Below are 22,468 nucleotides of genomic sequence, written 5' to 3' on the forward strand. Positions count from 1 at the left end.
AAAGTAGAGAAAAATCGAAGAAAATAGAATTGAAAATAGAGGGAATGCTACAGGGAGCGCGGAAGCGCTCCCCCCCTGTATATAGCTTAAGGCTTGGCGTCGCCGACGATGATGTCGATGGTGTTCTCCAGCCAGATGCCCAAGTTTGGCGTGCGGGCCTGTTGCGCCGATGGTCCGAGTTCCGCAGGCGGATGGAATTTGGTGCCGATCGGCAGGATCGCGTTGAGGAAGGAGATGTCGCCCGGCGGGAAATCGACGTGCGACGCCTTCGGCTCGAAGCCCGCGCCGCTGGCCTCTTTCGGCGTGAACACGCCCAACGCAATATCGTCGGCGTGGTTGACGAAGGTGATCGGCAGGTTGCTGGTCGCCAGCGCGGCCCAATAGACCTTGTCGTGGAAGCCCTTGAATTCCGGGTAGTTCCAGGACAGGCCGGAAACGGTGTCGTTGTAATCCTTTTGCCAGACATCGAATTCCACGCCCTGTGTGCGGTTCTTCCAGGCGCGATAAGGGCCGCGACCCAGCCAGCGCATCGACTTGACCTCAGCTTCAGGATAGTCGAAGGTCACGCCCAACGCGCCGACGTATTTGCTGCCTTCCATCTGATAGCCGTAGTTGACGCTCAACGTGCCGGCCGCGCTCAGGCGCCATTTCACTTTGCGCAGATTGCCGGTGTATTCGGCGGCGACCAGCACGTCGTCGCCATCGCGGGAAGCCTGTATGGACTTCAGCTCAGCTTTGCCGGCAACCAGGCGCGGACCGTTGGTCAGCGGCGCTACGACGCCGGATTTTTTCAGCTCGCGCAGATAGCCGGTGGACTTATTGATGACGACACTCAGCGCGCCAGACTGCAAGCGATAGCCGTCGGCCAGCTCGGTCAGCGTAGCCACGGTGTTCCCGGCGCTCGATGCCGGCGCTGGCGCACGGGTGGCGAGCAAGCGCTCCGCGATCTGCTGCGGGCTGGCGATCATCCAGGACCAGGTGTAGATCTCCCGGCCATCCGGGCCGGTCGCGGTGAAGTACAGCGCGTCCTGCCGCGCCCAATCGCGGGGCAAGGCGATGCTGGCGATGCCGCGCATGCCTGGCGCCGCATCGGGAGCCTTCACGCTGCCCTGCGCGACCACGGTATGCCCCGCCTCGCGGCCAAACCTGACCAACTTCCATCCCAGCTTGACCTGATTCAGATTGGTGAAGTCGTAGCGATTCTCGAGCGTGACCTTGCCGTCAAAGGTCGCGGGCAACGACGCCATCTCCGACAACGGCAAATACACCGGCGACCAGATCTTCTTGACCGCGAAGAAGCTGCCCTCCTTCTGGCGATACGGCCCGACGATGCCATCCGGCGCCAGATTGCCGGCGACATCGATGGCGCCGTTACGGTCATCGCGCACAATGCCCTCATCGGCGAACGCCCAGATAAACCCACCCGCGCTGAGCGGATTGGCCAACATCGCATTCCACCAATCGTTCAGGCTCGCGCCCGCGCCGCCGTCATACAAGCCATGCAAAAACTCGGTCGGCATGAACACATCGCGACCATTGAACAACGACGTCGCACAGCAGTTGAAGGTCGGATAATGCGCGGTATCGATCCCGCCGAAATTCTCCCACGGATGAATCACCGGCCGCTTCTGCGCATCCCACTGCGGATAAAGCTTATCCAACTCACGATTGAAACCACCCTCATTGCCATTGGCCCAAAAGACAATCGAAGGATGATGCTGATCGCGCTGCACCAGCTCCTTGACCAGCGGCGTCGAGACATCGGTATCGTAAGCCTTCTGCCAACCGGTCAGCTCATCGATCACATACAGCCCTAGTTCATCGGCCACATCGAGGAAATGCGCATCCGGCGGATAATGCGACATGCGCACCGCGTTCATGTTCATCTCCTTCATCAGCTTCGCATCCAGGTAGCTCAACTCCTTGCTGCTGGCGCGGCCGGAAGTCGGCCAGATGGTATGCCGGTTCGAACCCTTCAAGCGCACCTTGGCGCCGTTGACGTAGACGCCATCACGCGGCCGCAGCTCGATGGTGCGGAAGCCGATCACCTTGCTGACCTCATGCGCCACCCTGGCGCCGTCCATCAACTGGAAGCGCACCTGATAGCGCTGCGGTTGCTCCGCCGACCAAGGCACAACGCGGTCAAAATGGCCACGCACATGCGCCCTGCCATCGATCACCTCGGCGCGCATCTCCTTGCCCAGCGCCTTGCCCTGCAAAGTGCTGACCCGCGCCACCACCTTGCCGGCCGCCGCGCCCGCGAGGAACACGTCCGCTTCGAAGTCGCCGGTATGCGTGGCGTCCAGGCTCACACGCTCGATATTGATTGGCGGCTTAGCCTCCAGCCACACCGGCCGGTAGATACCGCTGAACAGCCAGAAGTCCGAACTGCGCTCGGCGCGATTGACCGACGCGTTGGCGGAATAACGGTTGACCGTCACCTCCAGCTGATTGGCCTCGCCGGGCTTGAGCAGCCGCGAGATATCGTAGCGGAATTCGTAGAATCCGCCCTGATGCACCGCGCCGGCCGTCTGCCCGTTGACCTTGACCAGCGTATCCGTCATCGAAGCGCCGAACACGATGTCGACCTGCTTGCCGCGCCAGCCGGCGGGCACATTGAATTGATAACGATAGATGCCGGTCTTGTCCGGCGCCGGATCCTTCTCCCAATCGTTGGAATAGCGGTAGGTGCCGAAGCCCTCCATCTCCCAGTTCGACGGCACCGGTATCTTCTTCCACGCGCCGCTGTTGCGGCCACCATCGACGAAGAACTCCCAGTCGACGCGATGATCCTTGTCCGTGCCGCTCAGGTACTGCACCTGCGTCGGTTCCGCGAAACACTGGCCGCCGAGCACCAGTAATAGTATGCCCAGCAGCCGCTTCATCATAGTTTCGCTCCCAAACGTTTGCTCTCACCGACCTTCAGATTCAACGGCACCACCTTGTCGCCATAGCGCACCTTGCCGGCGCCCTCGCCCGCTGTGCGGCGTATCGTGGCGGAAGTCAGCTTGCCCTTGGCCCACGCCAGGTCGACCTCATAGCCGCCGCGCGCGCGCAAGCCCTTGACCGAACCGTCCGGCCACGCCGACGGCAGCGCCGGCAGCAAATGCAGCTCGCCGGTCTGCGATTGCAGCAGCATCTCGCACATGGCGGCGGTGGCGCCGAAGTTACCGTCGATCTGGAACGGCGGATGCGCGTCGAACATGTTCGGATACGTGCCGCCGGCGTTGTTGGATTCCGTGCCCTTGCCGCTCTGCTGCGCCGCGCGCGCGCCCGGCTTGGCCAGCTGCCCGCGCAGCATCTTGTAGGCGTGATCGCCGTCGAGCAGACGCGCCCAGTAGGCGGTCTTCCACGCCATCGACCAGCCGGTGCCGGCGTCGCCGCGACTGTCCAGCGACACGCGCGCGGCGGCCGCCAGTTCAGGCGTCTTGGTCGGCGAGATCTGGCGGCCGGGGAACAGGCCAAACAGATGCGACACATGGCGATGCGTATCGCCCGGCTTGTCGAGCACAGGATCGTTCTTCTCGTCCATCCACTCCAGCAGCTGGCCCCAGCTGCCGACGCGCGGCGCGGCAAGCTTGTCGCGCATCGCGGCGATGCGGTCGCGGTACTCGGTGTCGCCCAGCGCATCGGCGGCGTCGACGGTGTTGTTGAACAGGTCCCAGATGATCTCCTGGTCGTAGGTCACGCCGTCCTCGATCGGGCCGTGTTCCGGCGACCAGCCCAGCGGCGCCACCAGGCGGCCGTCCGGCAGCCGCTTCAGATAATCCTCCCAGAACGCCACCGCCTCCCGCATCACCGGATAGGCGACGTCGCGCAGATAAGCCTTGTCCTGCGTGTAGGCGTAGTGTTCCCAGAAGTGCTGCGCATACCAGGCGTTGCCGGTCTTGTTCCACACATAGCCCATCGCGCCGAAGGGATTCGACTCGGTGCGCACGGTCCAGCCGCGCACCGCCTTGCCGGAGGCGCCGACGAAGGTCTCCTCGCGCTGCACGGCGACGCCGCTCAGGTCCGGCGGCGCCATCGCCACCGAGGCCGGATCGGCGATGGCCTTGGCGGCCGTGTCGGCGATCAGCTGGCGGTAGACCGGCGCCATACCCTGCACGAAATTCAGGAACGGCAGCGCGTTCTGCGACAGGTTGGCCGGTTCCGCAGGCCAGTAGTTCATCTGGATGTTGATGTTGGTGTGATAGTCCGAATTCCACGGCGGCGTCAGGCTGTTGTTCCACAGGCCTTGCAAATTGGCCGGCAGCGCATCGCGCGAGCTGGAGATCAGCAGGTAGCGGCCGTACTGGAAGAACTGCGCCTCCAGCCCGGGATCGTTGCCCTCGGCGGTGTAGGTTTCGATGCGCTTGTCGGTACTCAGCGCGCGACGCTGCGGCGAGGCGGCGCCGAAGTCCACCTTCATGCGGTCGAACTGGGCTTGGAAATCCTTCTGGTGCTCGGCCAGCAGCGCCGGCCAGGGACGCCCGGCGGCGCTGACCTGCGCCGTCACGCGCGGCAGCGGATGCTCGCCCTGGAAGCGCTTCGCCGCGTCCAGCACGTAGCTGGTGCCGGCGCCGAGGATCAGCGTCACCGCGTCGCTGCCGGTGAAGGTGATCTTGTTGCCGTCGATGGCCAGCGTGCCGCCCTCGTTGAGCACCTGCACCTGGCTGGCGTAGTCCATCGCATTGGTGCTGGGCGTCTTGCCCTTGCCGCGCAGCGAGCCGGTGGCGACGATGCGGTTGCCCAGCGCGTTGATCTGCGCATCGTGCATGTCGGTCAGCTCGATCGATCCGGTGTACTGGCCGCGTTTATCGGCCGTCAGCCGCAGCGCGATCACCTGCGCCGGATAGCTGGCGAAGGCCTCGCGCTTGAACTTGATGCCGGCGTGGGTGTAGCTGACGGTGTGCAGGCTATGGCCGATGTCGAGCTGACGGGCGTAGGCGGTGGTGCCCTGCTCGTGGCCCGGCAGGTTGACGTACAGGTCGCCGAACGGCTGATACGCCCCCATCGCCTTGTCGTCGCCAGTCCATAGCGTGATGTCGTTGAATTGCAGGCGCTCGCGCGCCAGCTGGCCGAAGATCATCGCCCCGATGCGGCCATTGCCGATCGGGAGCGCCTCCTTCTCCCAGCCCGCCGCCGTATCCGGCGCCGGCTGCGTGTAACGCAAGGCCAGGTCGCCGGCGGCCGGCGCGGCCGCCGCCGCAGCGATGACGCCGAACGCGGCGGCGCCGGCCAGGGCGATGCGCAGTACGCCCTTCATTTCGGCGAAATCTTGACCAGCACGACGTCGTTGGCGCGCATCGTCACCTTGACGCTGGCGACGCCGCTCTTGCCGACGCGGACCACGCTGTCCTGTGCCCGGTCCACCGTCTGCGCATTGAGCGCCGCGACCTGCTGCGCCGTCAGCGTCTTGGGCGAGCCCATTTCCAGATACGCCGTATGCGCATCGTTGGCCTTGAAGCCGGTGCGCTGCACGCTGACCGCATACTCACCCGGCTTGAAGCCCTTCAGATCCAGGCTGACCGGTTTGGACGCGCGGGTCGGCTGCACCGTGGTGTAGAAACCGCGATTGCTCCGGTCTTGCTTCGGCGTCTGGAAATCCCAGGCCAGCACCTGCACGCCACGCCCATCGCGCGCCACATAACTTTGCGTATCGGCCGTCTTCAACTCCGTATCGCCCAACTGGTTCAGATACTTGTAGGCGAACCACGACGGCTTGCGTATCCCCTGCGGATTCATCAAACCGAAGCCGCCCTCGAACGGCGCGGTCGGCGGACCGGGCTCCTCGAACAGATCGCTGTAGGTCCAATAGCTCATGCCCTGCACCAGCCCCTCGGTGGCTTTGAGCTTGCTCAGGATGTAGGCCGCGCTGATGTACGAATCATGCACCGGATCGCGCGGCGTATAGCTGGTGCTCCACTCGGTGAAGTACAGCGGCATCGCCGCGTGCCCGGCGGCGACCATCTGCTGCCGCACATTGCGCACATCGCCGATGATGGCGTCCGGCTTCGGCGACAGCTTGGTGTCCTCCTTGCCGCTCTCGTCGAGGAAGCCACCGTCCACGCCATAGGTATGGGTGGTGACGAAATCAACCGCCGCGCCGGACGCCTTGGCATGCGCCAGGAACTCCGGCACCCAGGCCGCGCCGGCGGTGGACGGACCGCCCACCTTCAGCGCCGGATCGATGTTCTTGATGGTGCGCGAAGTGATGTCGAACAGCTCGAAATACACCTTCTGGTCCGCCTTCTCCCAGAAGCCATCGAGGTTAGGCTCGTTCCACACCTCGAAGAACCAGCTGCGCACCTCCTCCTTGCCGTAGCGCTGCTGCACGTGGCGCACGAAGGCATCCACCAGCCCTGCCCACTTCTGCGGATCCGGATGCGAGGTGTTGCCCTTCCAGTAGAAGATGCTCAGGTCCGAGCTGCGCATCGCCAGCGGCGTGAAGCCCAGCTCCACAAACGGCTTGACGCCGATCTTCAGCAGCTGGTCGTACAGATAATCGAGCTTGGTCCAGTCGTAGACCGGCTTGCCGTCGACTTCTTTGTAGGTACCCAGCACGTCGTGGAAGATGGCGTGGAAGCGGATGTAGCGGAAGCCCAGTTCGTCCTTGGCGGTCTTCAGCTGCGCCAGGCTGTCGTCGCGGATCAGCGTGCCCGGATAATCGGAGCCGACCGACAGATCGGCGAAACGGTCGCGCGGCGCCGAAGCCCCGCCAAGATCGACCGGAATGCGGCGGACATCGGCGGCGCCGGCGGCACCGGCGGCCACCGCGAACAACAGGGAGAGTGCGATATGTCGGTTCATGATCAACGCTTCACGGTGATGGCCTTGCCGTCGTAGCTGACGGATTTATCGGACGCCTCGAAATTGTCGGCGCTGGACATGCCGGCCTTGATGAAGCGCAGCTTGAACTCGCGCTTCGCCACCATGCCCTTGTACTGCCCCACGCGCGCGCCGATGCTGACCACGCCGGTTTTGTCGTTGTAGCTCAGCGGAATGCGGCTGAACTCACCCCGCAGATAGGCGTTGCTGACGCCATCATCCTCGTACAGACTGAATTTGCCGTCGGCCCCGGTGTAGACGTTCAGCGTGATCGCCGCATCCGGCTTCTCGTCCACATACTGCGTCACCGGACCGACCGGCAGGATCGCGCCGGCCTTGACCAGCAGCGGCATGCGCGTCTCCGGCGCCTTGATGGCCGCCTTGCTGCCGCCCTTGTGCAGCTCACCGGTATAGAAGTCGTACCAGTCCGCACCCTTCGGCATGTAGACATCGCGCTCGCGCGCACCATACACGTAGACCGGCGCCACCAGCAGATCATGGCCGAACAGATACTGGTCGGCGATGTTCTTGACCGCCTCGTCGTTCGGGAAGTCCATCACCAGGCCGCGCATCATGGTGCCGGCCTCGTGGTGCGTGGTCGCGGCGGTCGAATAAATATAAGGCATCAAGCGATAGCGCAGCTTGTCGTACCAGACCATTGACTCGCGCATAGGCGAGCCTTCTGGCGAGATCAGATGGATCTCGCGCTTGACCACCTCGCCGTGCGAGCGGAACAACGGCGACAGCGCGCCGAACTGGAACCAGCGCAGATTCAGTTCGCGCCATTCCTTCAAATCCTCGGCCGAACCCTGGTTGGCCGCCGTGACGCGGTTCTCCTGCGCCGAGCCGACATCGCCGACCTGGAAGCGCACTTCCTGCGCATAGCCGCCGATATCGTGGGTCCAGTTCGGAATCCCCGACATCGACAGGCTGACGCCGGCCGAGATCTGGTCGTACAGATTGTTCCAGCGGCTCGCCACATCGCCGCTCCACAGCGCGGTCGCATTGCGCTGGATGCCGGCGAAACCGGAACGCGACAGGATGAACTGACGCTTCTCCGGCTGCTCTTGTTTCAGGCCGTCGTAGAAGCCGCCGGTATGCACCAGGCTATACGGATTGAAGGTGATCTCGCCGCCGCCATACACGGTCGGGCCGATCAGCTTCTTGAAATCGGCGGGACGGGTGTTGGACAGCACGTCCGGCTCGGTGTTGTCCATCCACCACGCGTCGAAGCCCAGGTCCACCAGCTTCGGCTTCATCTGCTTGAAGTACATCTCGCGCGCGCCCTTGGTGTACGGATCGTAGTGGCTGTTCTTGTAGCCCGGCCCGACCCAATCCAGGTCGCCGTTGGCCACGTTCTTGGTCCACATATAACCCTTGGACGCCAGCTCCTTGTAGTTGGCGGTGTTGTCGTAGAACTTGCCCCAGATCGAAATCATGATGCGCGCGTTGTTCTTGTGGACCTCGTCCACCATGCCCTTCGGATCCGGGAAGCGCGCCTTGTCGAAGTCGTGCGAACCCCAGCCGTTCTCCGGCCAGTAGAACCAGTCCTGCACCATGTTATCCACCGGCCAGCCCTGCTTGCGGTATTCGCGCAGCACGCCGAGCAGCTGCTCCTGCGTCTCGTAGCGCTGGCGCGACTGCCAGAAGCCGTAGGCCCACTTCGGCATCATCGGCGCCTCGCCGGTCAGGTGGCGATAGCCGGCGATGACCTTGTCGATGCTGGTCTCGCCGTTGATGACGTAGTAGTTGATGCTCTCCGCGACTTCCGACGAGAAGGTCAGCGAATGCCGCTCCGGCGCCGGCAACGGATCGTTGTGGGTCATGGCCACCATGCCGCCGGACGGCTTCCACTCCAGGTGCAGCTTGACCGGCTTGCCGGCCTCGAACTTCTGCTCGAAGTTGTGGTACCACGGATTCCAGCCCTGGCGCCACACGTCCATCACCTGCTTGCCGTCGATATCCAGCTTGGCGTAGTCCGACGCGTACAGCTGCATCTTGTGCACGCCGGTCTTGTCCGACGTGAGCGTCGCATCCCACACCACCTTGACGCCATTGGCTTTCTTCGGATCGCCCAGCTCCTTCGGCCAGTTCTCGGCCACGTCCTTCAGGTACTGGTAGGCGATGTCTTTTTCCTGGCGCGTCAGCACCAGCTTGCCGTCGACGTAGTAGCGCGCGGTCAGACCGCCCGGCTTGCCCTCGTCGTCGACCAGCTTCAGGTCGCGGCTCAGGAAGCCGTAAGGCTTGGCGTCGCCGAAGCGCGAGATAGCATTGTTGTCCCACAGGACGCCATAGTTCTTGTCGGAGACGATGAACGGCACCGCGATCACCATATTGTGCTGCATCAGCAGCACGTCCTCGCCGTTCAGGTTCATCTGGCCGTTCTGGTGCTGACCCAGGCCGTAGTAGGCGTCCTTGGTGCCGTGGTTGAAGCCCTGCTTCACCGCCAGGAAAGGCTTGCCGTCGACATCGACCGGCGCGATCGATTCCGAGGCCTGGCTCAGGAAGGCCTTGCCGGCCGCGTTGAAGAACTTGACCTCGCCGGTCGCCAGCGACACCGCCGCCGAAATCTTCTTCGCCTTCAGCGTGACCTGGTCCTTGCCGGACGCCGCGACGCTGAAGTTACCGCTAACAGGAGCGGCCACGGTCATCAGCGACGGCGTGAGCGCCTTGCCGGCTTGATCCAGCTTCACCACGTGGATGATGTTGTCACCCATGACCTCCAGCCGCACTTCGCGCGCCGCGCCGCCGTCGGGCTTGACCACCACGCCGGCCGGGATTTTTTCGAAGGTGCCGGCCAGCGACTGGCCGGACATCATCACGGCCAGGCACGACGCCGCATACGCTATCGCTTTGATTTGCATCTTGTCTCCAATTTTTTTTGTAATCGTCATTCCCGCGCAGGCGGGAACGACGCGTGGCCGTCAGTAAGTGCCGACCGTGACCTTCAACACCACCGGATTGCCGGTCAGGTTCAAGCCGTAGTCGGTCTGGTCGCCGTTCCAGTTGCGCTCCATGACCCACTTGCCGGCCTTGTCGTAATGACCCTCCTCCACCCGCGCCCACATCGACGGCTTGCCGTCGGCATGATCGATCTTCACGCGCGCGTATTGACCGACGATGATGAACTCATTCTCGCCGGTCTGCGCGATCGAGACGCCGCCGTTCGGCTTCTCGGTGTTGGCCGGCAGGTCCTTGACGTTCTTGAAGTATTCGCGCTCGCCGAACTGCCACTCGCGGAACGAGATGGTCGCCTTCCAGCCCTTCATCGCCACGGTCTGCGGCTCGCGGTCGTCGCCCTCGGCCACGCCGTAGGTGCGGCCTTCGAAGGCCCACTTCGACCACTGCCGCTCCATCGGCCGGAACGCCGCGAAGATCTTACCGAACGGCTCCACCATGGTCTTGTCGGCCGCCTTGTGCCCCAACGGGAAATTGCTGTAGTCCGAATAGTCGATGCCGAACGGCGAGAAGTTGATCGCGCCGCGACCCAGCACCAGATAGGCGTAGCGCACATACTCCGGCGCGTTGCCCATCTCCGGCACGGCCAGCGGATTATCCGGCCGCTGGAAGCGGTCCAGCGTGGCGGCGAACTTCTTCGAATCGTGGCTGTAGATGTCCGGCGCCAGGAAATCGATGGCCGGCGCGGCGGCGCGGTAGATCTCGATCACATCGTAGGTCGGCCCGCCGCTGGCGAAGTTCTTGTTCCACGGCTTGACCGGATTCTCCAGCGGATCGCGGATCGAATTGTTGACGTACATCGGCAGGTTGTAGACCGCGCGTCCCGCCTTGGCGATCTCGCCGATGTAGCTGGCGATCGAATACGCATGGAAGTACTCGTCGGCGTAGCCGCCGTAGACCTGCTTCCAGCTGCCGCTGGCGGCCAGCGCCACCGGCGATTTTTTGCGCTTCAACACCTCGGCCGGCACCGGCTGGTTGAACTGCGCCTCGGCGCGGGCGCCGTAGTCGCGCACGAAGCCGTAGGTGCCGACCTCGTTCTCGACCTGCATCATGATCACGGAGCGGTCCACCGAATCGATCTTCTTGATATGCTCCATCAACGCCACGAAGGCCTTCTTGTCGGCCTTCAGCGTCTCTTCGCCCTGCGGCGACAGGCAGTAAATCGGCTTGCCGTCCTTGTCCAGCATGCGCGGGAAGCGCTGGTTGTCCAGCTTGACCCACTCCGGCGCGTAATTCGGGCCGGTGTTCTTCCAGGTGCCGAACCACAGCAGCACCAGGCGCACCTTGTTCTTGCGCGCCTCCGCCACCAGCGTATCGACGTAGCTGAAATCGAACTTGCCTTCCACCTGCTCGATCTGTTCCCACGCCACCGGGATTTCAAGCGTGTTGGCGTTCATGTCCTTGATCGCCGGCCAGACCTTTTTCAAGGCCGCCGGATAGTTACTGGAATTCTGCGCCTGACCGCCGAACATGACAAAAGGCGCGCCGTCCACCATCAAGGCGTAACGGCCATCCTTCTGCACCAGTTCGGGGATGGGAGCGGCCGCCGCGCCAGCTGCGGCCAACAAGAGACTGAGGGAGCTTACAAGCTGGCGGGCGGTTTGCTTCATCTGGTCAAAGCCTTTCGTAGGTTAGAAGTCGTAGCTCAGTTTCGCGACCACGCGGCGGCCGGTCTTGAACCATGCGCGGCCCATCATACCGATATTCTGCTGCATCAGCTGCTTGTAGGTCGAGTCGGTCAAGTTCTGCGCCTCCAGGCCGAGCTGAATCTTGTCGGTGAACTTGTAGAAGAACGACGCGTCCAGCTGGCCGTAATCGTCCGACCACGTCGGCAGCGCCCAGGCCACGTTGGTCTGGCCGTAGGTCGGGCTGGCCGGATTGCTGTCGGTGGCGTCGCTGCCCTTGGTGCCGTTGACGTTCACGCCCTGCAGCGATTTCGACCGCCAGTTATAGGCCAGGCGCGCCGAGACCGGGCCTTTGTCGTACAACAGCGCCAGGTTATACGACTGGCGCGACAGGTTTTCCAGCGGCAGATTGCCGAAGGTGGTGCCGTTGGTGTCGCAGCCGTTCAGGTTCAGGTTCAGGTTGGCCGCGTTGTCGCCGCCGGTGCAGTATTGCGAATACACCGGCTTGTACAGTTTGCGCTCGCTGTCGACGAAGGTGAAGTTGGCTTGCACGCCCAGGCCGGAGAAGGCGCCCGGCAGTGTGTCGAAGTACTGCTGGAACGCCAGCTCCACGCCGCGCGCATGACCCCGGGCGCCGTTGATCGGACCGGTCACGGTGAAGTCGTGCAGCTTGCCCGAGGTGTCCGCCAACTGCTTGGTGTACACGTTCTTGACCACGATGTCCTTGAGCCGCTTGTTGAACAGCGCGGCGGTGAACGAACCGGTCGGCGCGAAGTACCATTCCATCGTCAGGTCGACCTGCTTCGAGGTGGTCGGACGCAGGTTCGGATTGCCGTCGCCAGAGCCGGTCAGGCTGACGCTGTTGACGGTGGTGACGCCGGTGACCGGATTGGTCGAGGTGTCCGCCGTTTCCGACAGCGTGGTGTAGCCCTGCAGCTGCGTGAAGTCGGGACGCGAGATCGCCGACGCCGCCGCGAAGCGGAACTGCAGCGTATCGGTGGCCTTCAGGCGCAGGTTCAGGCTAGGCAGCACGTTGTGATAGTTGTTCTCGTAATCCTTGGCCTCCGCGAACGGACGTATGATCGGAATCGCCACCCCGACCTGGTTGCCGCCGGTCGGCGCGGTCGAGCTGAACACCGTGTAGCCGCGCGCGGTCGAATCGGTCTTCACATAGCGCAGGCCGAGATTGCCGTCGATCGGATATTTCAGGTTGTCCCAGCCGAAGCGCAACTGGCCGTAGACCGCCTTGGTCTTTTCCGACTGGTCGTTGGTGCCGGCGAAGTTGTCGGCGCCGAAGGTGGCCTGCTGCCATGCCGGGCACGACGTGGCCGGATTGATCTCCTTGCACAGGATGTCGTGGTAGGTGTGCAGCTGGGCGTAGCTGCCGGGGAAGCCTTGCGCCAGCGAGACGTTCGGGAACACCACCGCCGGCACCGAGACGCCGCCGTTGAAGAAGTTGTTGAACGTATGCAGATTGGTGTTGCCGCCGAAGCGCGGATCGCCCAGCGACGCCACGTGCGGGATGTCCCAGCCGACCTGCCATGGCTGGGTGATCGCGGCCCAGTTGTAGCTCGGGTTGGAGTTCTCGGTCACCGCGTCGCGGTCGGTCAGGCGCACGCCGAAGCGGAAGTCGCGCAGCACCGGATGGTCGAAATCGTACTTGGCGTCGGTGCGCCAGGCGGTCTCGGTGGCCTTGCTGCGGTCCAGGTGTTCCATGGTGAACGCCCAGTAGTAGTTCTTCGGATCGGCCAGGTAGGCGCGGTCGGCGTCGGTGAACAGGATGCGCGGCACGTTGCCGGTCAGGTCCAGCGTCTCCTTCGGCATGGTCACGCCGGTGGCGACGGTCGAGTCGACGCTGCGGGTGGTGGCCTTGATGTGCTGCAGATCGGTGCTGACGGTCCAGTTGTCATGACGCCAGCGCAGGTTCCACGACAGGTCGGCGGTGTCGGATTTGCGGAACGAGGTGCGGGTGTCGTCGCCGAAGTTGATGCCGCCGTCGGCTGGATCGGTCAGGGTGCCGGTCAGCAGCGCGCCCTTGGAATTGAAGGTGGCGTCCGGCGACACCTTGATGTTGTACGGGCTCGATTGGGCGAAGATCGCCTGCTCGTCCCACTGCATCTCGTACTTCGACTTGAAGTAGGTCAGGGAGCTGGACCAGTCGTCCTTCTTCCACTGCAGCGCGCCGTACGCGCCTTCGCGCTTGCGGTTGAATTCCAGCGTGCGCCACTGCGCGCCCTTCGGCACGTAGACCGTCTTGCCGGAAGCATCCTTGAGCGGATAGTAAGGCTCGACCTGGAAGGCGTCGGTGCGGGTGCCGCTTTCCGAGTAGGCCAGATCCAGCAAGGCGCCGATTTCACCGACCGGGGTGGCCCAGCGGTTCGAGATCAGGCCGGAGGCCGACGGCGAGGTCTTGCCGCGCTTGAGTTCCGACCAGGTGGTGTCGGCCGAGATGGAAGACTTGAAGCCCTTGTAATCGAACGGCATCGCGGTGCGCAGGTTCACCAGGCCGCCGACGGCGCCCTCGACCTGTTCCGCCGACGGGTTCTTGTAGATGTCGACGCCGGCCACCAGCTCCGGCGGCACGTCCTCGAAGTTCAGCGAGCGGCCGCCGTTGGCCGAGAACGAATCGCGGCCGTTGAGCTCCGAGCGCACATAGCTCAGGCCACGGATCGAGACGCTCGAGCCTTCGACCGAGAAGTGTTCCGGATCGCCCTTGGCCATGGTGCGGTCGATGGTCACGCCGACGACGCGCTGCAACACCTCGGTCACCGACCGGTCGGGCAGCTTGCCCATGTCTTCGGCGACGATGGAGTCGACGATTTCATCCGAGTTCTGTTTGATCTTTTGCGCCGACTGCAGCGCCGCGCGCTGGCCGGTCACCACCACCGCCACCGGTTCCGGCAGCGCGTCCGGCTTGGCCGGCGCCTTTTCCGTTTGCGCCATCGCCGCGCCGCCCGCCATCATCGCCATCTGGGCCAGGCCCAAGGCGATCGCTGTTTTCCTGAATTGTTTCATCTGTGCTCTCCAAAGTTATACGATTTTTTCATAGCTCTTTGGCTATTTGTTATTGGTGCTGTTGCTGTCTGTGGGCTTGAAAAAGGAAGTGCGGGGCGAACTAGCCCGCAGGCGCTGGCCGGCGCGGGAATATGGTCTGCATGTGAGTGTCTCGCTCTGTAGTTTTTATCGTGCCTGCGTCCCGGCGGGGTGCCGGTGCGGACGATGTTATGAGACCATTTTGCAAGTTAGCCTTGCGAGCCGCAATTGCGAAATTCACCAATTGGGAGAACGATAATCAGCAAGCGGGGCACGGCGTTGCGGGCCCCGCTTAAAAAACAACGGTCAGCGTCTGCCGGAGCGCGTCGCCACGTCGACCCACACCGCCAAAGTCAGGATGCAGCCCTTGACGATCATCTGCCAATACGTGTCCACGTCCAGCATCGACATGCCGTTGTCCAGGCTCGCCATCACCAGCGCGCCGATCAAGGCGCCGTAGACGGTGCCGGAGCCGCCGCGCATCGAGGTGCCGCCGATGAAGCAGGCCGCGATCGCATCCAGCTCGCCCGATGTGCCGGCCGACGGCGAACCGGCCGCCAGCCGCGCCGTATTGATCAGGCCAGCCAGCGCGCACATCACGCCCATGATCCCGAAGATCCACAGCTTCACCGCCTGCACGTTGACGCCGGACAGCCGGGTCGCCTCCATATTGCTGCCTACCGCGTAGACGCGGCGGCCGAACACGGTCTGCGTGGCGACGTAGCTGAACACGCCCAGCAACGCCAGCAACAGCAGCACCGGCAGCGGGATGCCCTCGTAGCTGTTCAGCGTGCGCACGAACGCGAACAGCACCGCGCCGATGGCGGCCAGGCGCACGCCGTCGCGCCACGGCGCGGGCACCGGCAGGCCGTGGCGGCCCAGGTTGACGCGCTGGCGCCAGGTCAGCACGGCGGCCAGCGCGAACAGGCCGAAGCCCAGCGCCACGCCCAGCTGCGGCGACAGATAGCCCTGGCCCAGCTGCACCATGCCTTCGGACACCGGCGCCACCGTCACGCCGCCGGTCACGCCCAGCACGATGCCGCGATACGCCAGCATCCCGCCCAGGCCGACGATGAACGAGGGGATGCCCTTGTACGCGGTCAGGTAGCCGTTGAACAGCCCGAGCGCCAGGCCGCAGGCCAGCACCACCGCCACCGTGGCCGGCAGCGGCAGGTGGTGCGTCACGTCCAGCACCGCCGCGATCCCGCCGAGTAAACCGAGCAGCGAGCCGACCGATAGGTCGATCTCGCCGGCGATGATGACGAAGGCCATGCCGCAGGCGACCACGCCGGTCACCGCCATCTGCCGCATCAGGTTGGACAGGTTGCGCGGCGAGATGAAGCCGCCCTCGGTCTTCAGGCTGAAGAAGGTCCAGATGATGGCGATGGCGATCAGCAGCGCGAGGATTTTGTATTGCGTGAACAGCTGTTTGAATTTATTCATGGGTATGGTCGAGCGCCGCCGCCAGCAGCGTTTCCTGAGTCAGATCCTGATTGATGAAATTCCCGCGCAGGCGGCCCTCGCCCATCACCAGCACGCGGTCGGACACGCCCAGCACCTCGGCCAGTTCCGACGACACCATGATGATGGACATGCCCTGGCTGGCCAGTTCGAGCATCAGCTTGTAGATCTCGAACTTGGCGCCGACGTCGACGCCGCGCGTCGGCTCGTCGAGGATCAGCACCTTGGGCCTGGTCAGCAGCATTTTCGACAGCACCGCCTTCTGCTGGTTGCCTCCGGAGAGCGCGGTGATCGGCAGGAAGGGACTGGCCGTCTTCAGGCCGAGCCGCGCGATCTCCTCGGCCACGGTCTTCAGCTCCGCCTCGCGGTCGATGCGGCTGAAGCGGGCGTAGCGGCCCAGCACCGACAGCGTGATGTTCTGGCCCACATCGAGGTCGCGCACGATGCCGTGCTGCTTGCGGTCCTCCGGCACCAGCGCCAGGCCGGCGCGGATCGACTTCAGCGGCGTGGCGGTGTCGATGCGGGCGCCGTTCAGCAGCACCTCGCATTCGGACGCGCCCTGGTAGGCGCCGAAGATGGCCGACACCAGCTCGGTGCGGCCGGCGCCGACCAGCCCGGCGATGCCGAGGATCTCGCCCCGGCGCAGCGTGAAGGAGACCTTGTCGACCTTTTTGCGCTCCGGCTTGTCGATGTCGTAGCAGGTCACGTTGCGCGCCTCGAACACGATATCGCCTTGCGTGCGCTCCAGCTTCGGATACAGCTGGTTCATTTCGCGGCCGACCATCTGCGAGATGATCCGGCGCACGTCCATGTCCTGCATCGGCGTGGTGGCGATATGCTTGCCGTCGCGGATGACGACGATGGTGTCGCAGATCGCCTCCACCTCATCGAGCTTGTGCGAGATGTAGACGCAGGCCACGCCCTTGGCCTTCAGGCCGCGGATGATCTCCAGCAGCACCTGGATCTCGGACGCCGTCAGCGACGACGACGGCTCGTCGAGGATCAGCAGGCGCGCGTTCTTGTTCAGCGCCTTGGCGATTTCGATCAGCTGCTGATGGCCGCCGCCGTAGTTCGACACCGGCAGCACCACGTTGACGTCGTTGAGCTTCAATTCCTTCAGCAGCGCCTCGGCGCGCTGGTTCATGGCCGGGTAATCCATGCGGCCGCCCGGCAGCGTGATCTCGTTGCCGAGGAAGAGATTCTCGGTCACCGACAGCTCCGGCACCAGCATCAGCTCCTGGTGGATGATGACGATGCCGGCCGCCTCGCTGTCGCGGATCGACTGCGCCTTCAGCGGCCGGCCGTCGAGCAGGATCTCGCCGTCCCAGGTGCCGTGCGGGTAGACGGCGGACAGCACCTTCATCAGGGTCGACTTGCCGGCGCCGTTCTCGCCGCACAAGCCGATGCACTCGCCCGGCCTGACCTGCAGGTCGATCCCGTCGAGCGCCGGGACACCGTCGAATTTTTTGACGATGCCCTTCATTTCTAGCAAATAGCCGGACATTTTGATTCTCGCAGAATGGGGAAAACGGGGCCGCGCGCGGGCCCCGTGGGAGTGCTTACTTGCCCGCGAGTTGGGCCTTGGTGTAGAAACCGTCGGTGACCACGACATCGATGTTCGCCTTGGTCAGCGCGATCGGCTTCAGGAACAGCGAATCGACTTCCTTGAAGCCGTTGTTGTACTTGGCGTTGAAGCCCGGCTTCTCATTGCGCACCAGCTGGATCGACAGCTTGGCCGCCTCGGTGGCGATCAGCTTCAACGGCTTGTAGACGGTCAGCGTCTGCGTCCCCGCGATCACGCGCTTGACCGCCGCCAGATCCGAATCCTGCCCCGACACCGCCACCTTGCCATCCAGCTTCTGCGACGCCAGCGCCTGGATCGCACCGCCGGCGGTGGCGTCGTTGGACGCCACCACGGCATCGATCTTGTTGCCGTTGGCGGTCAGCGCATTCTCGACGATGGACATCGCCTCGGACGGACTCCAGTCCTTGACCCACTGCTTGCCCACCACCTTGATGTCGCCCTTGTCGATCAACGGCTGCAACACCTTCAGCTGACCATCGCGCAGCATCTTGGCGTTGCTGTCGGTCGGCGCGCCGCCCAGCAGATAGAAATTACCCTTCGGCTTGGCCGCCAGCACGCCTTGCGCCTGCAACTGCCCGACCATATTGTTATCGAAGGAGATGTAGGCATCGATATCCGCGTTGAGGATCAAGCGGTCGTAGGACACCACCTTGATCTTGGCCTTCTTCGCCTCGCGCACCGCGTTGGTCAGCACCGTCGCGTTGTACGGCACGATGACCAGCACGTCCACGCCACGCGAGATCAGGTTCTCGATCTGCGCGATCTGGCGCTGCTCGCTGGCGTCGGCCGACTGCACGAACACCTTGGCGCCCTGCTGCTCCGCCGCCGCGACGAAATAATCGCGATCGCGCACCCAGCGCTCAAGGCGCAGGTCGTCGATGGAAAAGCCGATCTTCGGGTTCTTCGCATCCGCCATGGCGTTGCCGCCGGCGCACGCGAACAGGACGGCGATGGCCGCCGCGCTCAGTAATTTCTTCATTGTTTCAGTCTCCAAATTTGTCGTGGTCTACAGCCCAACTAGTGATTATGGCGAGCCTGGTTCTCCGCCACTCCCCGATATGGTACAGCCAGTTCCATGCAAGCGCCGGTTTCCATTTGCCCAACCGTGCTGCGATAGATTTCCTGCCACGGCGTCTGGCTCGCGGGCACCGGCGGGATGCCGTCCTTTTGCCGCGCCGCCCACTCGTCCGCATCGACCAGCACATCGCAGCGGCCCGCGTTCAGATCGACGCGGATCCGGTCGCCGGTGCGCAGCCACGCCAGGCCGCCGCCGACCGCACTTTCCGGCGATGCGTTCAATATCGACGGGCTGTCCGAGGTGCCGGACTGGCGGCCGTCGCCTAGCGTCGGCAGCGCGTTGATGCCGCGTTTGACCAGCGCGTCGGGCGGCTGCATGTTGACCACCTCCGCCGAACCGGGCCAGCCCACCGGGCCGGCGCCGCGTATCACCAGCATGCAGTCCTCGTCGATGTTCAGCGACGGATCGTTGATGCGGGCATGGTAGTCGCCGGAGCCGTCGAACACGATGGCGCGCGACTCGAAGATGTTCTCCGCGCCCGGCGTGCTCAGATAGCGGGCGCGGAAGGCGTCCGAGATCACACTGGTCTTCATGATGGCGAAGTCGAACAGATTGCCCTTCAGGACGAAGAAGCCGGCGTCCTGCTTCAGCGGTGCGGCGAACGGATAGATCACCTCGCGGTCGTTGGTCTCGTGGCCGGCCAGGTTGTCGCGCATGCTGCGGCCGGTGACGGTGGCGCGGTCCGAGCGCAGCATGCCCTGCTGCTCCAGCTCCCACATAATGGCCGGCACGCCGCCGGCGCGGTGGAAGCGCTCGCCGAGGAATTTTCCGGCTGGCTGCATGTTCAGCAGCAGCGGCACCTTGTGGCCGTATTCCATCCAGTCGCTGGAATGCAGCTCGACGCCGGCGTGGCGCGCCATCGCCATGATGTGCGGCTGCGCGTTGGTGGAGCCGCCGATGGCGGCGTTGACCACGATCGCATCGAGGAAAGCCTCGCGCGACAGGATGGCCGACGGCTTCAGGTCCAGCCGCGCCATCTCGACGATGCGGCGGCCGGTTTCATACGCCATCTGGCCGCGTTCGCGGTACGGCGCCGGGATGGCCGAACAGCCGGTCAGCGACATGCCCAGCGCCTCGGCCAGCGCGTTCATGGTGGACGCGGTGCCCATGGTGTTGCAGTGGCCCGCCGACGGCGCCGAGGCGGCGGCGATTTGCAGGAATTTGTCGTTGTCGATCTGGCCGGCGGCCAGCTGCCGGCGGCCTTTCCAGATCGCCGCGCCGGAGCCGGCCAGTTCGCCCTCGAACCAGCCGTCGAGCATCGGCCCGCCGGACAGTACGATGGCGGGAATATCGACCGTCGACGCGGCCATGATCTGCGCCGGCGTGGTCTTGTCGCAGCCGGTGGTCAGCACCACGGCGTCGATCGGATAGCCGTGCAGGATCTCGACCAGGCCCATATACGCCAGGTTGCGGTCGATGGCGGCGGTCGGGCGGCGGCAGTTCTCGAAGATCGGATGCAGCGGGAATTCCATCGCGATGCCGCCGGCGTCGCGGATGCCGTCGCGCACGCGCTTGGCCAGCTCCAGATGGATGCGGTTGCACGGGCTGATGTCGCTGCCCGATTGCGCGATGCCGATGATGGGGCGGCCGGAACGCAGTTCGTCCGGGGTGATACCGTAGTTCATGAAGCGCTCGAGATACAGCGCGGTCATGTCGATGTGGTCCGGATTGTCGAACCAGTCCTGCGAGCGGAAACGTCGGGTCATGCGCCGTACCAGCCCGCGTCGATGAAGTATTCGCGGCCGGAGCAGCGCGCCGCGCTATCGGACGACAGGAACAAGGCCATCGCCGCCACGTCGTGGATCTGCACGCGTTGCGGCAGGACCTGGCCGGCCAGGATGCGGGCTTCTTCTTCCGGCGTATGCCACAGCGCCTCCTGGCGCGGCGTGCGCACGCCGCCCGGGATGATGCAGTTGACGCGGATGTTGTCGCGGCCAAGGTCGCGCGCCAGGCCGCGCGTCATGCCTTCGATGGCGGCTTTGGCCATCATGTAGAGAGTCAGGTCGGGCAGCGCCAGGTGCCAGGAGATCGAACCGAAGTTCAGGATCACGCCGCCGCCCGATGCGCGCATGCCTTCCACCACCGCCTGCGCGCAGAAGTATTGGTGGCGCAGGTTGACCGCCATGCGCTGTTCCCAGTAAGCCGGGGTGACGTCGGCCAGCGAGTGGCGGTCGTCGTTGGCGGCGTTGTTGACCAGGACGTCGACCGGGCCGATGGCTTCGAACACCGCCGCCAGCGCCGACAGGTCGGTCAGGTCGCAGGGGACGAAGACGGGAGGCGTCGGCAGGCCGGCCAGCGAGGCTTGCAGCGCGCGCGAATCCTTTTCCGCGATGTCGAGGAAAGTGACCAAGGCGCCCTGGCGGGCGAAAGCCTCCACCATGCCGGCGCCGATGCCGCTGCCGCCGCCGGTGACGACGACGCGCTTGCCGGCCAGGCTAGGATAGATCGCCTGCTCCGGCGTGGTCGCCTGCCGCGCCTTGCCGCCGCCCGCCGCAGCACGCGCAGCGACGGCACCGGCCGCAACCACCGCAACCGCCGCCTCGCTCGCACCGGGCACGCCACGCAGGTCGGCCGCCGCAGCCACGCTGGCCGCAGCGGCCGCACCGATCGTGCCGATCGTGCCGCCCGCTTGAGCCGCCGCACCGTTGCGCGCACGCTCCAGCAATGCGCGCACACCGTAAGTCCACGGCGCGATCGCATCGCTGCGCTGCACGTGATTGACCAGCGCGCCGAGCGACGGCGTGGAAATCGTCACCCGATCGCCCAGATGATGCGTGAAGCCCGCCCCCGGCGCATCGCGATCCTTAATCGGCGAGAACATCGTCCCGAGGAACAGCATGAACCCATCCGGATATTGATGATGCGGCCCACAAGTCTGCGCCACCAGATCCAGCGGATCGCGGCTGATCTCGCGCATGCGGCTGGCTCCGTGCAGACGGAAATCATCGTCCGCGCCCTCGATCAACATGCTCAACTCCGCATTGCGTATCGTATCGATGGTGAACCGCTCATCGAACAAGCGAATGAATGGCCCGATGGCGCAGGAACCGTTGTTGTCCTTGGCCTTGCCGAGCAAGAGCGCACTACGCCCCTCGATATCGCGCAGATTGACGTCATTGCCCAACGTCGCGCCGACCACCTGCGCCTTGCTGTTGACCGCCAAAACGATCTCCGGCTCCGGATTATTCCACTTCGAATCCGGATGCAGGCCGACGTCCGCGCCGGCGCCGACCGCCGACATCGGCTGCGACTTGGAGAACACCTCGGCATACGGCCCGATGCCGACCTCCATATACTGCGACCAGGCCCCGCGCGCGATGAACTGCTGCTTGAGCTGCTCCGCCTCCGGAGACCCCGGCCTGATGGACGACAGATCCGCCCCGATATCCTTGAGCAGCGCCGCGCGCAACTCATCGGCGCGGGCGGCGTCGCCACCGGCCTGCTCCTCGATCACCCGCTCCAGCAGGCTGACCGCGAAAGTGACGCCGCACGCCTTGATCGCCTGCAGATCGCAAGGCGCCAGCAGGCGCGGCACCGCGTCGCCGTCATCCTTGCGCAGCGCGGCCGCCAGCAGATCCCGCACCGGCCCGAGCGACACGCCCGGCGCCGCGCGCGCGATCTCCAGCACATCGCCGCGCTCCAGCAGATCGGACATCGTCGGAGCATGCGCCGAGATATCGAACACTTCGCCGGCGCGCACCGCCACCACGCAAGGTCCGTTGACGTCGCCGTGACGCCAGACGCGTCCCACCAGCACAGCGCTCGCCACATCATCGGGCAACAGCGAATTGATATTAGTTTCCAAGGTCTCTTCTCCAGGCTTCATGCAAATAGCGTGGAAGATTTTGACCTTAATCGGAGAGGGCCGCAATTATGAAACTCACCAATCGCGGTCATGTTTTAAGTGAGCCCGGTGTCAGT

11 protein-coding genes are annotated in these 22,468 nt (G+C 64.4%); all 11 read right to left on the reverse strand.

Going from position 1 to position 22,468, the window contains the following annotated elements; translation table 11 throughout:
- Positions 1 to 86: 86 nt before the first annotated feature.
- The 11 genes from GW587_RS28110 to xylB all read right to left on the reverse strand — a co-directional run bounded on the left by GW587_RS28110 (position 87) and on the right by xylB (position 22,352).
- Entirely contained in the window at positions 87 to 2,888 is a 2,802-nt protein-coding gene (locus tag GW587_RS28110; protein WP_229259696.1) for a glycoside hydrolase family 2 TIM barrel-domain containing protein, read from the reverse strand.
- Positions 2,885 to 5,245: a glycoside hydrolase family 95 protein gene (locus GW587_RS28115; protein WP_166108215.1), complete on the reverse strand. Its 2,361-nt coding sequence runs from the start codon at positions 5,243 to 5,245 to the stop codon at positions 2,885 to 2,887. Before GW587_RS28115 ends, GW587_RS28110 begins: the two co-directional genes overlap by 4 nt.
- Complete coding sequence (locus tag GW587_RS28120) at positions 5,242 to 6,789, reverse strand: GH39 family glycosyl hydrolase (RefSeq protein WP_166108216.1); 1,548 nt, start codon at positions 6,787 to 6,789, stop codon at positions 5,242 to 5,244. The genes GW587_RS28115 and GW587_RS28120 overlap by 4 nt, the downstream gene beginning before the upstream one ends.
- Before the next feature lie 2 nt (positions 6,790 to 6,791).
- Entirely contained in the window at positions 6,792 to 9,671 is a 2,880-nt protein-coding gene (locus GW587_RS28125) for a TIM-barrel domain-containing protein (RefSeq protein ID WP_166108217.1), read from the reverse strand.
- Between the two features lie 60 nt (positions 9,672 to 9,731).
- On the reverse strand, positions 9,732 to 11,375 hold the full coding sequence (locus GW587_RS28130; RefSeq protein ID WP_166108218.1) for a GH35 family beta-galactosidase: 1,644 nt from the start codon (positions 11,373 to 11,375) through the stop codon (positions 9,732 to 9,734).
- A 21-nt stretch (positions 11,376 to 11,396) separates the two neighbouring features.
- Positions 11,397 to 14,405, reverse strand: coding sequence for a TonB-dependent receptor (locus GW587_RS28135; RefSeq protein ID WP_166108219.1), 3,009 nt, complete (start codon positions 14,403 to 14,405; stop codon positions 11,397 to 11,399).
- Positions 14,406 to 14,729: 324 nt separating this feature from the next.
- Complete coding sequence (locus GW587_RS28140; RefSeq protein WP_166108220.1) at positions 14,730 to 15,866, reverse strand: sugar ABC transporter permease; 1,137 nt, start codon at positions 15,864 to 15,866, stop codon at positions 14,730 to 14,732.
- Positions 15,859 to 17,388, reverse strand: a complete 1,530-nt coding sequence (xylG, locus tag GW587_RS28145; protein WP_166108221.1) for a D-xylose ABC transporter ATP-binding protein — start codon at positions 17,386 to 17,388, stop codon at positions 15,859 to 15,861. Before xylG ends, GW587_RS28140 begins: the two co-directional genes overlap by 8 nt.
- A gap of 55 nt (positions 17,389 to 17,443) precedes the next feature.
- Entirely contained in the window at positions 17,444 to 18,448 is a 1,005-nt protein-coding gene (gene xylF / locus GW587_RS28150) for a D-xylose ABC transporter substrate-binding protein (RefSeq protein WP_166108222.1), read from the reverse strand.
- Positions 18,449 to 18,486: 38 nt separating this feature from the next.
- Positions 18,487 to 20,253 (reverse strand): IlvD/Edd family dehydratase, encoded by a 1,767-nt coding sequence (locus tag GW587_RS28155; RefSeq protein ID WP_166108223.1) that lies wholly within the window; start codon positions 20,251 to 20,253, stop codon positions 18,487 to 18,489.
- Positions 20,250 to 22,352 carry a D-xylose 1-dehydrogenase gene (xylB, locus tag GW587_RS31795; RefSeq protein ID WP_308495407.1) on the reverse strand — a complete coding sequence of 701 codons (2,103 nt, stop codon included), beginning with the start codon at positions 22,350 to 22,352 and terminating at the stop codon, positions 20,250 to 20,252. Before xylB ends, GW587_RS28155 begins: the two co-directional genes overlap by 4 nt.
- Positions 22,353 to 22,468: the final 116 nt, after the last annotated feature.

Origin of the sequence: Duganella aceris (assembly GCF_011090165.1) — a bacterium.
Classification (GTDB): domain Bacteria; phylum Pseudomonadota; class Gammaproteobacteria; order Burkholderiales; family Burkholderiaceae_D; genus Rugamonas; species Rugamonas aceris.